This window comes from Xenorhabdus santafensis, from assembly GCF_033949405.1.
GTDB lineage: Bacteria > Pseudomonadota > Gammaproteobacteria > Enterobacterales > Enterobacteriaceae > Xenorhabdus > Xenorhabdus santafensis.
On the sequence record NZ_VCDN01000070.1, the window covers coordinates 30,468 to 45,723 of the forward strand.

General features: G+C 42.4%; 11 protein-coding genes, 1 tRNA gene and 1 pseudogene. 5 read left to right on the plus strand and 8 right to left on the minus strand.

The annotated features are described in order from the left end of the window. Positions 1-20 precede the first annotated feature (20 nt). Both amiB and tsaE read right to left on the minus strand, forming a co-directional pair. Positions 21-1,388: an N-acetylmuramoyl-L-alanine amidase AmiB gene (gene amiB, locus FE392_RS16140; protein WP_319931234.1), complete on the minus strand. Its 1,368-nt coding sequence runs from the start codon at positions 1,386-1,388 to the stop codon at positions 21-23. Beyond that, positions 1,388-1,849, minus strand: coding sequence for a tRNA (adenosine(37)-N6)-threonylcarbamoyltransferase complex ATPase subunit type 1 TsaE (gene tsaE, locus FE392_RS16145; RefSeq protein ID WP_319931235.1), 462 nt, complete (start codon positions 1,847-1,849; stop codon positions 1,388-1,390). Before tsaE ends, amiB begins: the two co-directional genes overlap by 1 nt. Positions 1,850-2,204: 355 nt before the next feature. Here tsaE and queG point away from each other — a divergent pair, with 355 nt between their 5' ends. Further along, positions 2,205-3,362 carry a tRNA epoxyqueuosine(34) reductase QueG gene (queG, locus tag FE392_RS16150; protein ID WP_319931236.1) on the plus strand — a complete coding sequence of 386 codons (1,158 nt, stop codon included), beginning with the start codon at positions 2,205-2,207 and terminating at the stop codon, positions 3,360-3,362. A 586-nt stretch (positions 3,363-3,948) separates the two neighbouring features. Here the strand turns inward: queG and FE392_RS16155 are convergent. Beyond that, positions 3,949-5,382 (minus strand): 4-hydroxyphenylacetate 3-hydroxylase family protein, encoded by a 1,434-nt coding sequence (locus tag FE392_RS16155; RefSeq protein ID WP_319931237.1) that lies wholly within the window; start codon positions 5,380-5,382, stop codon positions 3,949-3,951. A gap of 398 nt (positions 5,383-5,780) precedes the next feature. Beyond that, positions 5,781-6,380, minus strand: coding sequence for an IS1595 family transposase (locus tag FE392_RS16160; protein ID WP_319931245.1), 600 nt, complete (start codon positions 6,378-6,380; stop codon positions 5,781-5,783). Positions 6,381-6,476: 96 nt separating this feature from the next. On the opposite strand from FE392_RS16160, the pseudogene FE392_RS22155 reads away from it, so the two are divergent. Together FE392_RS22155 and FE392_RS16165 are read left to right on the plus strand one after the other, a co-directional pair. After that, positions 6,477-6,611: pseudogene (locus FE392_RS22155) on the plus strand (IS110 family RNA-guided transposase); the annotation flags it as partial. A 202-nt stretch (positions 6,612-6,813) separates the two neighbouring features. After that, a complete protein-coding gene (locus tag FE392_RS16165; RefSeq protein WP_319931238.1) occupies positions 6,814-7,137 on the plus strand; it encodes a hypothetical protein in 324 nt (107 codons plus the stop codon). Between the two features lie 3 nt (positions 7,138-7,140). Here the strand turns inward: FE392_RS16165 and FE392_RS16170 are convergent, their stop codons facing one another. From FE392_RS16170 to FE392_RS16180, 3 genes are all read right to left on the minus strand, one after another. After that, entirely contained in the window at positions 7,141-7,932 is a 792-nt protein-coding gene (locus FE392_RS16170) for a DUF4225 domain-containing protein (protein WP_319931239.1), read from the minus strand. Positions 7,933-7,934: 2 nt separating this feature from the next. Continuing rightward, positions 7,935-8,414, minus strand: a complete 480-nt coding sequence (locus FE392_RS16175) for an Hcp family type VI secretion system effector (RefSeq protein WP_319931240.1) — start codon at positions 8,412-8,414, stop codon at positions 7,935-7,937. Between the two features lie 166 nt (positions 8,415-8,580). Next, positions 8,581-10,095 carry an MFS transporter gene (locus tag FE392_RS16180; RefSeq protein WP_319931241.1) on the minus strand — a complete coding sequence of 505 codons (1,515 nt, stop codon included), beginning with the start codon at positions 10,093-10,095 and terminating at the stop codon, positions 8,581-8,583. 117 nt (positions 10,096-10,212) lie between these two features. On the opposite strand from FE392_RS16180, the gene FE392_RS16185 reads away from it, so the two are divergent. After that, complete coding sequence (locus FE392_RS16185; protein WP_319931242.1) at positions 10,213-11,142, plus strand: LysR family transcriptional regulator; 930 nt, start codon at positions 10,213-10,215, stop codon at positions 11,140-11,142. A 152-nt stretch (positions 11,143-11,294) separates the two neighbouring features. On the opposite strand, the gene FE392_RS16190 is transcribed toward FE392_RS16185, so the two are convergent. After that, positions 11,295-11,370: transfer RNA gene (locus FE392_RS16190), tRNA-Gly, on the minus strand. A gap of 358 nt (positions 11,371-11,728) precedes the next feature. On the opposite strand from FE392_RS16190, the gene FE392_RS16195 reads away from it, so the two are divergent. Next, positions 11,729-15,124 (plus strand): indolepyruvate ferredoxin oxidoreductase family protein, encoded by a 3,396-nt coding sequence (locus FE392_RS16195; protein ID WP_319931243.1) that lies wholly within the window; start codon positions 11,729-11,731, stop codon positions 15,122-15,124. The last annotated feature ends 132 nt before the right edge of the window (positions 15,125-15,256 follow it).

Genomic DNA, 15,256 nt, shown 5'->3' on the forward strand with positions numbered 1-15,256 from the left:
TTCTTATTCGCAGATATTGATTATTTTGGGGCTTTCTGCAATGGATTGGCCTGAAAATAGTGGCGTAATCCCATATGAATGGCTTGAGCCAATCTTTCCTGATACTGGTTCGAACCCAGTAATTCTTCTTCAGACAAATTGCTGATAAAGCCTGTTTCCACCAAGATGGATGGAATATCCGGTGAACGCAAAACACCGAGGCTCGCATGTTCCGGCATTCGCTTGTGCAAAGCGCCTATTTTTGCGAGCTGATTCAATACCTGCACAGCAACATCATAGCCAACCCGTTGGGAATGCCCGAATTGTAAATCCAGCACAGCTTGGCTCAGAAAAGGATCCGAACCATTGGCAAGCGCATCTCCCGCCCCACCCAATAATTCTGATTGTTTTTCATGTTGCTCCAGCCAACTTCCCAATTCACTGTTTGCACGCCGGTTCGAAAGCACCCAGACAGATGCGCCTTTAGCACTGCGATTAGGGGCTGCATCAGCATGAATTGATACCAGCATATTGGCTTTGTGCTTACGGGCAACTTCAGAACGACCGGCTACCGAGATAAAATAATCACCATTGCGCGTCAAGACAGGCTTAAACATCGGGTCATCACGCAAAAGGGTTTCCAGTTTACGTGACACCTGAATCGTGACCTCTTTTTCCTTTAATCCCTTTTGACCAATGGCACCCGGATCTTGCCCTCCATGTCCCGCATCAATCGCAATCACAACCGGGAGTATGCCTTTCCCCCTCGTTGCTTGGACAGCCGGGGCTTTCGCATTTTGCCCAAGGTGATTTGCTACCGGTTTTTTTACCTCCGGCTGTGCTATCTGGGTCGGTTCTGTAAGCAAACGCTCACTTTCGTTTTTAGTATTGTTATTCCTGAAAACAGATGGTTTGTTTACTAAACCATTGGCTTTCAACGTCAGTACAACCTGAGAGTTACCTGTCGAATTTTTCACCACAGAGCTGGCAGTAGCTTTATGCGCCAATTCCAGCACAATTCGCTGATGTTGGGCATCTGGTGGCCGGCTGGAACGAACTTGCTTAACTAAATTCTGGCCTGATAGGTGCATCGGCAGCCCAGCAATCTTGCCGGATTGCCGAATATCGACCACCAAACGTTCAGGGGAATTCAGGGGGAAAAAACGATAGTCAGGATGCCCGCCGGTAAATTTCAACGTTACTGTCGCTTCAGATGGACTATTATTTACATGAACATCAGACAACGTTGCTGCTGAGGCCGTCGCCACCACCAACTGGCTCAACATGACAAACAAAGTACAGGCTATCACCCAATGGGCCCGCCATTTTTTGCGTATGTTCACAAAAAAGGTGTTCACAAAAAAGACATTCACGAAAAAGGCATTCAGCATGGTCGGGTATTCCTTCATCAGGACTTCAAATTATCCAACAAACTTTCACCATATTCAGATAACGCGACAAAACGCGCCTGTCGCCCGTCATTGTCATAACTCAAGTACAGCTCAATATCCGCATTTGGCAAAACGCCTTCGCCTTGCTGGGGCCATTCCACTAAGCAGATAGAATCCTGATGGAAATAATCACGGATCCCCATAAATTCCAGCTCTTCAGGATCTGCCAGACGGTAAAGGTCAAAATGATAGACAGGGCGTGGCTGTAAAGCATAAGGTTCGACCAGCGTATAAGTCGGGCTTTTTACATGTCCCTGATGACCAAGGGCCTGCAAGAAACCACGGCTAAAAGTGGTTTTCCCGGCACCGAGATCACCATATAAATAAATAACATAGCCGCGATTGCTGATTGCCGCCACTGCATTGCCCAAAGCAACTGTGGCATTTTCATTTGGAAGTGATAAAACGAGTTCTTTCATCGAATAATATCTATTTTTATTTATTGAATGATGCCCTGAAAATGGGCTTATCTATTAAGTAGCTTAACGAATAACCGTAACATAACCCAGACATTATCATTGAACATCTTCAACCTGTTAATGCCACGACACTGCATTTTTTATACCCTATGGATTTCAAGATGTGTTGCGTCGGCAAGGGAATAAACCTCCGGGAGCACAGATAACCGTATGCTTATAAAAACGGTGACCGGAGTGAATGAACTCAGCCAAAAAAAAGGCAACTTAAAAGACGACGGATATATATTCAATCTACAGCATTCGCATCACATTATGTTAAGCTACGTTTCCTTTTTTAGCAGTAAACTGATATTCCATGGCAACCCCTCTCGATCTAAACCTTCTGGCAGCAAACATCAAACAATGGGGAATTTCCCTTGGTTTCCAGCAAGTTGGTATCTGTGATACTGATTTATCGGTAGAAGAACCCAGGCTACAGCAGTGGCTTGATAAACAATACCACGGCGAAATGGACTGGATGGCACGCCACGGTATGATGCGCGCCCGACCCCACGAATTACTGCCCGGAACCCTGCGGGTTATTAGTGTACGCATGAATTATTTACCCGCAAAGGCAGCGTTTGCCAGCACCCTGAATAACCCACACATGGGATATGTCAGCCGATATTCGCTGGGCAGAGATTACCATAAACTCCTGCGTCAACGTCTTAAAAAACTGGGTGACCAAATACAAAACTATTGCACCGCCCATGACTATCAGGGAACTCTGAATTTTCGTCCTTTTGTTGATTCTGCACCGATCATGGAGCGTCCTCTGGCAGCAAAAGCCGGTCTTGGCTGGGTTGGTAAACACTCACTTATATTAAATAGAGAATCTGGCTCTTGGTTTTTCCTTGGCGAATTACTGATTGATCTTCCCCTGCCTGTTGATGCTCCCCAAGAAGAACAATGTGGACGTTGCGTTGCCTGCATGACCACCTGCCCGACCGGTGCCATTGTTGAGCCATATACGATTGATGCCCGACGCTGTATTTCATATCTGACAATAGAACTGGAAGGCGCGATACCAGAAGAATTTCGTCCGCTAATGGGCAACCGGATTTATGGTTGCGACGATTGCCAACTGATTTGCCCGTGGAACCGTTTCTCACAATTGACGGATGAAACCGATTTCAGCCCCCGCGCTGCGCTGCATACTCCGGAATTATTGGATTTATTTAATTGGAGTGAAGAGAAATTTCTGCGAATTACGGAAGGCTCTGCAATCCGCCGCATTGGTTATTTGCGCTGGCTGCGTAATATTTCTGTCGCCTTGGGCAATGCCCCTTATCAAGATAATATTGTCTTGGCGCTGGAGAAAAGAATCGGTTTGAGTGATGTTTTGGATGAACATATTCACTGGGCCATTGAACAACAAATAACCCGCCGTAATAGTCATGCAATTGAAGTCCAAACGTCACAACAAAAACGATTAATTCGTGCAATTACCAAAGGACTCCCCAGAGATGCTTAATAATCAACCACGCCGATTTGTTATTAAAAAGCGCTTCTGTTTCCTTGTGAATAAAATAAAAATATGTTTCTGATCAAGAAACAAATACCGCATGAATATCAATCAATGAGTTATATGAATAAAGTCAATTAAGTTAATTAATCAATAAGTTAAAAAGAAATTACTTTTTGGAAAAATAAATTAAAAAACTAAAGTACAGGAATGGCACCTGTGGATAACTCTGTGTAACAAGTTGAGCGTCACCAGCTAACTCAATACAGCAGTAACCTTTAATATTGTGGATAAAAAAATAAGAATTGAATTTTACTAGAAAACACCAGATATCAGCAGCGAAACAAAAAAACATACACCCATTCAGGATGCCGGTGGAGAAAATTTCCCCTGCCACTTCAAAAATGAGGCGGCATTATGGACTTGTTGGTGCAGGATAGCAAGCGCTTTATCGACAATTTATTTTGCCCATTTTTTGTTGAATGTCTTGGGGTCAGTTTCTGTTGGTTGATTTAAAATAGTAAGTGCCAACATCAATGTGCCAGCACTCTTTCCAGCCCGAAAACCCTTACGAAGAGACTGACTAAAAGCCCGCTCAGAGCGTTTTAATTTTTTCAACCAACTCCCGAGAGGCTTCCCAATCATATTGATTATAAAGACGCCCTAACGTCTGATAAGCAGCACCTGCATAAAACAATTCATATTGATGATGCCTTGACGCAAACTCCGACCCAATGACATCCCACACCAATTTCATCACTCTGACTCTTTCAACTGGAGAAATAATAGACGAATATTGGGCTTTTTCAATGATGCTTAAAATCTCCTCATTCTCTAAATCGGCTTCACTCGATGGCAGCATTAGAACACCGCCACCCGCCAGTTTTCTAATGATTTCCAGTACCTTTGGATAGGTTGATTGCGAGATGACACGATACGTATCAAGCTGAATTTTATCCGGCAAATAAAATCCGTTATAAACTTTTGGACAATGGATGGCGCTGTTGAACAATGCCTCAATATGCATTGCATAGCAGGCCAATTGGGCAAGGGATTCTTTGACTGCAGGGATTTGGACAACGCCATTTACCTCAACCATGGATTGAGCCAGCCCTGCCAGAAAATGCAATTTCACGGCATAACGAGCCAGACTTTGAATATCCATCATTGCTTCTGACACGGTTAACCTCAGTTGGTTGGTAACCATCTCAATATCTTCAAGGACAAAGACTCTTTCCCACGGCACCAGCACGTCATCAAAATAGATCATTGAATCTGTTTCATCGAACCGAGACGATATCGGATAATCCTGCGGATTTACCCCCAATTCGTAAGATTTCCGTGAAAGGATTTTGATACCTTGCGTATTGAGTGGCAGAGCAAAAGAGAGCGCATATCGTTCATCAATACCCGGCTTGAGTGGCTTGTGTGAACCAACCAACACCTCATCTGCCAGAACCGCTCCCGTTGCCAGCATTTTTGTACCTCGGACAATAATGCCCTTCGCATTCTTTTCCACTACACCAAGGGTGTGATACAGATTCTTCGTGTGCTCACCGGGGGTCTTTGAACGATCGCCTTGCGGGTTGATCAGCGCATAAGCCAAATAGAGATCGTTCTCACTCACATAAGAAAAATAATTTCGCAAAGCATCGGCACGCTCCTGTGAATAAGACTCAAACAGCTCAATATGGGTCATCATGCCTGTCAGCGCCGATGCGACATAATCGGGGCTTCTCCCCAGCCACCCCATCGTTTGCTTGGCCCATTCATACGCAGCATGACCACGGGCAATTAATTTTTCCGGTGTAGACGGCAATTGCCAGTACAGGCTCATTTGTTCACCTGTTTCCGTCTTAAAAGTCATACTATCGGTATGGGCAACTTTATAATCATATAAATTTGCAACCGACCTGAACGCATTCTTAAACGCAGGATGATCTACATGATTTGTGATTTTCTCTCCATTAATAAAAATGGTTCGCCCATCACGTAAATCATTAAGATACTTTTCTCCGGTTCTTATCATCTCTTCCAGGCTCCTATCGCCAGTTACGGATTTTAAAGGTCAAGAAAAGAGATTTTTAATTAGCACCTATGATTAATAAAACGATAACCTCCCTAGCAAGGGAAAATATGACAAAATACATCAGTTGAATATCACAAAAGCAGAGATCTATTGGTATTACTAAATTGGTATCACTAATAAATGAGAATACTGCCTTTCCGGTGCTAAAAAATAACTTTTCAATGCACTGGGCTATATTCCTGTGAATAAGCCGGAAAAGCTATATCAAATTCCAGTATCATCGTGATAGCTAATAATAGATAGATGAGCTTAGTATTACAGCCGTAATTGCTATATTACTAAATGGTTATTCTCCTGTTATGGCAATGTATTAAAAATGGGGCTGTCCTAGATGATAGCTAAATACTTCCTTTAACTATTTGTTTTAAAATAGCTAATTTCTTCTTTACTCCTTTAGTGTTAAATCGCCACTCACATTCCTTCAGATACAAAACAATATGTGCCTTAGGAAGACCGTTAAATTTACGTAAATGACATTTAGCCTGATTCCAAAAATGTTCGATACCATTGATATGATTTTTTTGGTCAACAAACTCAGTACCATGATTGGTCCGGTAGTGCTTAAAATCACTCATATAAAGAACATCATAACTGGCAAAATTATTGATATATACAACACTATCAGGGCAAATTTTCGATTCGATAATGGGCAATAAGATTCTCGATTTTGCATCAGGAATAACCTTTGTATAGACCTTACCGCCCCGTTTTAAGATCCAGAATACAGGGACTTTACCAGCAGCTCCGCCACCCCGCAGCCCTTTATGCCACCCATCGAAATAGCTTTCATCCAGTTCAATTTCGTCATCAAACATAGAGCGCTGCTCTACGTACTCAGCGATAAGGACTCTAAGGCGATGAAAGTAGTATGCTGCTGTATTCCGGTGAACACCCACAAGTTCACCGGCTGTGCGTGCGGTAGCACCAGCAATAAACAGTTCTAATAACCGCCCTTACTGATACTGGCTGAGTCGACTTTTTCTCATGGAACTACCCTAGATTATATTGGTTATCTAGGACAGCCCCATGATTTATATAATCGATTGGTTAATAAAGGAAAAGCAAAAATGTTGGTTTTAGTAACTGCGATGCGTAAATTAGTTCATCTGTGCTACGGAGTATTAAATATGCAGCCATCATATGATGAAAACTATGCTATCAAAACTTGACCAACAAAACGGTAGCTTATTAGCTGAATCCAAGCCCCAAAATGCAATCGTTCATAGCAATAAAAAGTTAAAAATAAATGGATTATAATAAAAAAATCAAGTTATAATGATAAAAATTGCTAAGTAATTTGAAATAAAGTTTTTATTTAGCAATTTAAACTCACGTGTTTATTTATAGTATAAGCATATAGGAAAGGAAAAAATGACTAATAAAAACATAGAAGAGTTAATAAAAGAAAGTGGCTTTACTTCTAATGAAATAAAACTATTAAAGTCCATAAATCAAAGAGACAATACAACACTGCTAGACGAGATGATTAATTTGGAAAGTCGTTTCTATCGATTATTAGTTGTGCTTCCTTTGTCATTTTCAGTTTTGATTTTCTTTTTTTTAATGGCGGAAAAAATAAATATAATAGGTCTTGTTATAGCTATTCTTATTTTAATGCCACTTTCTCTATTTATGACTTCGTTTAAGCTATCTTATAAGTCGTTTATATTTATGCGTAAATATAAACGACTGTAAAAATCATTTTTTATTATCGGTATCATTATATGTATCGTAGATTGATTTTAATGTTACTACATCTGCTGATATTTCTAAAGTAAGAGCATAGCCACCCATGGTTTTGTAACTAGTAACATAATCCTCTTTTATATAATAGAATAATCTCCACGCTTCTGGTTTTAATACATTTCTAAACACCCCATATCCAGATAGTGCAATATCTACTCCACCATAAACTAAATTTGCCATTCTTTTATCTGAACCGAAAAATTCAAAAGTGTCTTCATACCCTCTTCTTAAATAGCCTTTATATTCTGCGTCATTATCAAGTAATGAAGTTAAATTTTCCTCAAAACTACCAGCTCCTTGAACTATAAGGTATGATCCGGCAACATAGCCAACTACTGTTGGAGACGTCGCGGTTACAATAGCAATACCTGTAATAAATTGCACAGCACTTGAAACTAAACCAATTCCTCTTAAAACATAAGAATACGCATCATTTTCTTTTTTCATTCCAATGTATGCGTATTTTTCTAGCTTTTTATTTCTTATTATGCTTTCTTGATTGGTTAAATATGACTTCTCCTGTTTTAAATCCTGTATTGCTTGTAATTTAGATGCTTCCGAAGATGATTTACTTGAGATAATATCTAGTTTATGGTCAGTGAATTTTTTTACTTCGTTTTGAAATCTTTGTTTTACTAAGAAATTGTCTAGAAACCTTGATGAAGTTAAAGCTGACTCTATTACGCTTCTGGCAGTCAATGCTCCCATTGAAGAATAATAATTATTATTTCTATTTATATACATAATTAGTAAACCCTATCATCCCAAATGCTATATCCACTAGTTCCTGCTAAGTAATGTTGCCACGTTATGCTTTTATATTTAAAAGATACGCTTTCCAATGGTTGAGCATCATTGTGAGTTAATGAGTTAGGGCAAATAATATCTATGTTGCTTATGGTGGCACCTGTTACCTTTATAGTAAAATAAAGAGACAACCCACCATTACTATCTGTCCTGTACATATCAAAGACACATTCTAATTCCTCATTATTTGATATAGCGATTCCTAATAATGGAGTTGACTTATCTACCGGTTTTTTTATCGTAATAGGGTAGTGATTTACATTTTGTTCTCTAGATAAAGAATGATTTAATTCATAAATATATATTTTATCCTCTCTTCCACATTGGTATAGATTTCCAATGGAATTTTCTGATGAACATCCAGAAGATATTAAACCTTGCTTCTTACCATTAATCGTTAAATAAATAATATTCGCCACTAAATTATTCCTTTTTGGTTTTTATATGTGGACAAAAAAAATACAATATAATCTATTGCATTGTCAATTATATTTAAAGATTAATTTAATAACTGCAAATACATTTTTATGTTGTTATAGATAAGTATTTCACATACCAATCCAACATAAATATACATTATTATTATTACTTAGCATTTGCAATTGTGCGATCATCTTTCAAGGCCAAAAAGCAAATCGCAACAGCCAATAGCGTTATGCCCATCAAGGAGTATGTCAGGATACTGAAAGCGTCACTATAAATGGCCATCAAATCCTGTCCCGGTAAGCTGGCAAACAATTCTTTGTTACGCTCAAGATTTCCGGTTGTCAAATTATTTGACATCTCCGAAATGACTTTATTTGAAGGTGATTGGAAGGCCTGTCTCAACCCCACATGCAGAAGGAAATTTAGCGTTGCCAGTGCGCCTGCCACACAGATCGCTTCACCACAAGCACGCATGGTCGTGAAAATACCCGTCGCCATTCCCGCCCGCTCAATAGGAACAACCCGGATTGAAAGGTCATCCATCAATCCCCAAGGAAATCCCGTGCCAATGCCGATCAACAATAGTGGAAACATTAGCATTGTCGGCTCAGTTCCAACAGGCATATCGGCCAACCATGCCAGCCCAATGGCTGCGCACACTAACCCCATGCAAGAGAGCACCGGAGATGAAACCCAACGGCTCAGTAATGCTGCCAGAAATGGAACAAAAAGCATTGGGGCTGATAGAGCAATCATCATTTCTCCCGCTTGAATTGCACTATAGCCTTCAATGCCAATCAGACGAAGCGGCAACAATATCAGCAGAACAATAAAACAGACGGCCGTTGCCAATGGCAGGAATTGTACTCCGACAAATTTTTTGTAACGAAAGAGGGAAATATCCAACATTGGGCGAGCATGGGTTAACTCACAGGCAATGAAAACAGCTAACATTATTATCGCAGCGCCGAGTAACGAGATAACCGTTAAGCTGCCTATTCCACTTTGCGGAATTTGCATGATGCCAAAGGTCAACAAAACTAAAAATGAGGTAAAGCTGATCAAGCCCTTGATATCGAGTTTAGCCGCATCAGGGTCTCGAGACTCTCGCATATGGAGTCCGCCAATTACCAATGTAAGGGTGCCGAATGCAGCGCCCAGCAGAAAAACGGAACGCCAGCCAAAGACTTCTACCAAAAAGCCTGATATCACAGGCCCGAATGCCAATCCCACACCGAAGGCCGTTCCCAACAATCCAAACGCCTTAGTTCTTGCACGTTCGTCAAACTCCTGGGCCAAAGATGCATTTCCTCCCGCCATCGCTAAAGCGGCAAAAAGGCCTTGAAATCCTCTGACTAAATCCAGAAAAACGACATTGTTGGCAAGGCTGACAATGACCGAAAAGAGCGTGAAGCCCGCGATGCCTATTACAAACATCCTTTTGCGCCCATATTGATCAGCCAATGCCCCCGCAGCCATGACAGCACTGCCAAAACTTAACGCAAATGCATTAATGACCCAAGATAAGGCAATTCCGCTGCCACCCAATTCGTTTTGGATCGCAGGCAAAGCCACTGCTGGACCAGTATATTCCAAGGGCAGAATGAGCCCTGCTATACAAACAGAAACTAAAACCCAGTAACGGCTCAGTGATTTTTTCTGCACTATTTGCATGCTGCATTCTCCACAATATTTTTCGATCAATAGAGAGCGTTCTCGAAAATTTGATTTTACTTATGTAAAAACAGCAATAATATTGCTATATTCTCAAATATTAATTGCGGAAATAGCATGAATCATGACCTGGCTCTCTGGCATCTCTTTTTTCGCATTGTTGAAAGAGGCAGCCTGATAAAAGCAGCGAAAGATTTACATATAGATCCTTCTGTTGCCAGCCGACGTTTAGCAACACTTGAACATCAACTTAAAGTCCAATTGCTTAATCGTTCGACCAGGAAATTAAGCCTGACTGCGGCCGGAACCGTGGCATATGAACAAATGCGCCCATTGCTGGACGAAATTGAGGGGGTATTGGGTGATATCAGCAATAAGTCATTGGCTGGAAAGATCAAAATAACCGCCCCAGTGAATTTCGGAGAGCATTATGTCACGCAATGGCTGACTCTTTTTCAACGCCAACATCCCGATATCACCTTCGACTTGGTACTTTCAGACCACTGTTTGGATCTTCGGCAAGAAGGCATCGACCTTGCCATCCGTATCGGAGAACTACCGGCTTCGACTTTGATCGCCAAAAAGCTGGGCAATATGTCTAATGTATTGTGTGCCAGCCCTGAATATCTGCTGAAATACGGGACACCAGAACATCCCCAAGACTTGAGTTATCATAAATCGGTGATTTATTCTCTCCATCAAAGTGCCTCCCCAACTCGCTTGCAACTCTCTCGGGGGCATGTCATAGAGCACGTGGATCTATCCGGTCATTTTTATCTGAATAATATCGGTGCAATATACCAAGCCGTATGTCATGGCGTCGGAATTCATGCCGGCCCAGCCTGGCTTTTCAATGAGGCCATTCTCAATAAAAAACTGATCAGACTCTTGCCTGACTGGCAATTACCGTCATTGCCGATTCATCTGCTGAGAATGAAAAGTCACTATGTGCCCAGCCGAATATCAGCATTAATTGATTGGATAGCATTGTGTTGGAAAGATAATGATGTTGGAGCCAAATTGCCACAAGATATCAGTCTGTTATGACGAAATCTGACACATGCCATAGATTATTTGCCAGCGATTTGGTTTCAACAAAATTTGGCTACGGTAATTACGGTAATGAAGATAAGAAAAAACAGATGAAATAATGGTGAGGAAACAAATTTCTTTAAGATTTGGATTTGGACTTTATAATTTGGAGCGGGAAACGAGACTCGAACTCGCGACCCCAACCTTGGCAAGGTTGTGCTCTACCAACTGAGCTATTCCCGCGTCGCTGATGGCTAATCTAAGCCAGAGATACCTGATTGCTTGTTTCAAAATGGGATTTTTGAAGCTGAACATCAGGAACGGGCGCCATTATGAACGTGTTCCGCTAAGATGGCAAGCCCTTTACATGCATAATCATATCAACCGCTCAAAAGATATTCTTTCTCTCTCCAATACAAAAAATACGTACCATAATCGAAACAATTATCTAAAATAAACAACAACCATCTTGCAACACAAATAATACATTTAAATAACATCTAATAAGATTTATGCTTGTCGTTAGTATGTTAGGAAAATAGATTAACTTCTATTTTAGTAGCAACTTAGATGATTATTCTCTTCAGAGAGGGTCAAAGATATGGCTCGACATTATCACTCTAAATTCGTTACAGGCACAGAAGCATTGGTCGATCTTTTACTTGCTCAGGCTGAAATGGATGAAATCCACAATCTCAGTACAGCAGGGTTTGTTTCAGGCTATCGAGGCTCACCTTTGGCTCGTTTAGATCAAGTTTTATGGCAACACAGCAAAGAATTGATTCAAGCAAATATTCGCTTTCAACCCGCAATTAATGAAGATCTCGCCGCAAGTGCTCTGGTAGGTACGCAAAAAGTAGAATCCGACCCTGACAAGCAGGTCAGCGGTGTTTTCGGAATGTGGTATGGCAAAGGGCCGGGCGTGGATCGCTCCGGTGATGCCCTCAAACATGGCAACGCCTATGGCTCTTCCCCACATGGTGGCGTGCTCGTTGTCGTCGGGGATGACCACGGTTGTGTCTCCTCTTCGATGTCCCACCAATCCGATATCAGCCTGATGTCATGGAGTATGCCTATTTTACATCCGGCATCGGTTGCCGATTACATTGATGTCGGCTTATGGGGCTGGGCGGCCTCTCGCGTGAGCGGCGCATGGATTGGATTCAAGGCAATCAGTGAGGTCGTGGAAAGTGGTGCAGTCCGAATAGGCAAGCCATTTCCTGAGTATAAAATACCTCAGGTTGATCCCGGGCCTGACGGGCTTCATTGGCGCTGGCCCGATCTCCCCGGCCCGCAAATTGAAAAACGCCTAGCCTATAAGCTCAAAGCCATTGAAGCTTTTGCCAGACTTAACCCCATCGATTTCCTCCTTGCCCCCTGTGAACACCCACGAGCCTTATTAGTCACAGTAGGCAAAGCTCATCAGGATGTCATGGAGGTTTTACGCACCGGCGGTTTAACACCAACGGAACTGGCACAACAAGGAATTGCGGTTCTCCATGTTCGTCTGGTTCATCCCCTGTCCCCCCTGCTTATCGAACTCGCAGCACAGGCCACTGATATTTTTGTCATTGAGGAAAAAGCCGCCGTCGTTGAAATATTGCTTTCGCATCAACTGGTTAAATTGCAGAAAAATGTCAGGTTGATAGGCAAGCATAATCATCTTGGCCAAGAATTATTGCCAGCGGACATTGAATTGCGCCCTTCTCGTGTCGCTGCTCCCCTTGCCGGATGGTTACAGCAATTCAACCTGTTTCTCTCTGTGCCATTAGAATGGTCAACAACCTCTGCTTCGCACGATAGCAGTTTGCCAAATAGCAGTTTGCCAAAACGTACCCCGTATTTCTGCGCGGGCTGCCCTCACAGTACATCAACCCGTTTGCCTGAAGGAAGCCAAGCTCAAATTGGTATCGGATGCCATGTCATGGCTGCCTGGATGGATCGCAACACAGGAAACGGTCTCCTGCCGATGGGAGGAGAAGGCGTCGACTGGATAGGACATTCGCCATTTATTAACCGCTCCCATGTATTTCAAAATCTGGGAGACGGCACCTATTTTCACTCCGGCCATTTAGCCATTCGTCAGTCCGTAGCGGCGGGAAGCCACATTACCTATAAATTACTGTTCAATGAAGCGGTAGCCATGACCGGCGGGCAACCAGTGGAAGGCAACATAACTATCCCGCAAATTGCCTCCTCAATGCTCGCGGAAGGGGTGTCAGAAGTCGCCGTCGTAACAGAAAATCTCGACAAATATAAAGATAAAAACTGCCTGCCGAATAAGGTAAAACTCTATGGTCGAGATTATCTTGAAGATGTGCAAAAACGTTTTCGGGAGACAATTGGCGTAACAGTGATCATTTATGATCAGGCCTGTGCAACGGAGTTACGCCGCAAAAGAAAACGTGGCCTGATTCCAAAAGCACCGCGCCGCGCCGTTATTAACGAATCTGTTTGTGAAGGATGCGGCGATTGTCAGGTTCAATCGAACTGCCTTGCTGTCATTCCGACAAAAACACCACTGGGCACTAAACGCAAAATAGATCAACACGTTTGTAACTCCGATTTATCCTGCCTGAAAGGATTTTGCCCCAGCTTTATCACGGTTGAAAATGCCAATCCCCGTCCCGATCTCAGCAGGATCATCTCTTCTGATGATCTGGGAAGAATGGTTTCCCGATTACCACAACCAATAGTTCCTTCTGTGGAGATCCCCTATGAAATTCTATTGGTTGGTATCGGTGGGACAGGCATTGTTACCGCAGGACATTTATTGGCAAATGCTGCTCAGTTAGATAATTGTTCGGTCAGCCTGCTCAATTTTACTGGCTTTGCTCAAAAGGGAGGTGAAGCCATAACCCATGTCCGGCTAAGTCGCGACAGAAGCCAGTTGCATCAAGTCAGAATTGATAAGGGGCGGGCTGATCTGATCATTGCAGCTGATTTGGTTGCGGCCACCGGGCAAAACTCGCTGGAAGTGATGTCACGGGGTTTAACGAAATGCATACTGAATACCCATGAAACCCAAATCGGCACGATGCTCAGAGATCCCATATTGGATTTAGACTATCCCAAAATGCTCGATATCCTGAAGCAGCACATCCAAACACTGCGTTCAATTGATGCTGAAATCATGGCATCGCATCTGGTGGGGGACAGAAATCAAACAAATATCGTGTTGATCGGCTATGCATGGCAACTGGGCAAGCTCCCAATCGCGCTATCTTCTATCGACATTGCCATTCAGGCATTGGGGCATGCCGCAGAGAAAGCCCGCAAGGCCTTTGATATAGGCCGTCTTGCGGCGGAACAGCCTGATATTTTGCTGGAACGTCTGGGTATCCACCCGAAAGAAAGCATAAAAAATTTAGACGATCTGATTATGGAAAGGTATCAACTATTGGTTGAATACCAAAACGAACGATATGCCATGCGCTATCTCAGCCGCATCGCCCAAGTACAGATAGCGACCCAACAGATTGATGCAGAAGATCTCACGAAATCCATTGTTGAAAACTTATTCAAACTCATGGCGTACAAAGATGAATATGAAGTTGCGCGTCTCTACACTAAAACGGGTTTCTTCGATAATCTCCGCTCACAGTTTGATAATACGGACAACATTCGTTTTCACCTCAGCGTTCCTCTTTTCAACCGCAAAGATCCCCGTACAGGCCAACGTGGAAAAAGCGAGTATGGTTCATGGATCATTCCAGTATTTCGCTTTCTGGCTGGATGCAAGTCGCTTCGCGGTACGGCATTCGATATTTTTGGTTATCAAGAAGAGCGTAAACAGGAAAGAAATTTGCTGCTCGAATATGAAAAACTCATTGATTTTTTAATAGAAAAAATGGATCTCAATAATTTGTCTATCTGTAAAAAACTCGCCGAACTTCCCGATCAAGTACGTGGTTTTGGTCATGTGAAGCAAAAAGCAATAAAAAGCATGATGGAACGTAAGGAAACATTGCTGAAAGAGTTGGCAAAGGCCGTGTAATGATGAAAATGAGCCAGAGAGAGCGAAGAAACGAAAAAAGCGCCAAAAGGCGCTTTTTTCATATGTACTTCTATTGCGGATTTGCAGATATCTGTGAAATCTACCATCCTGAATTTGGAGCGGGAAACGAGA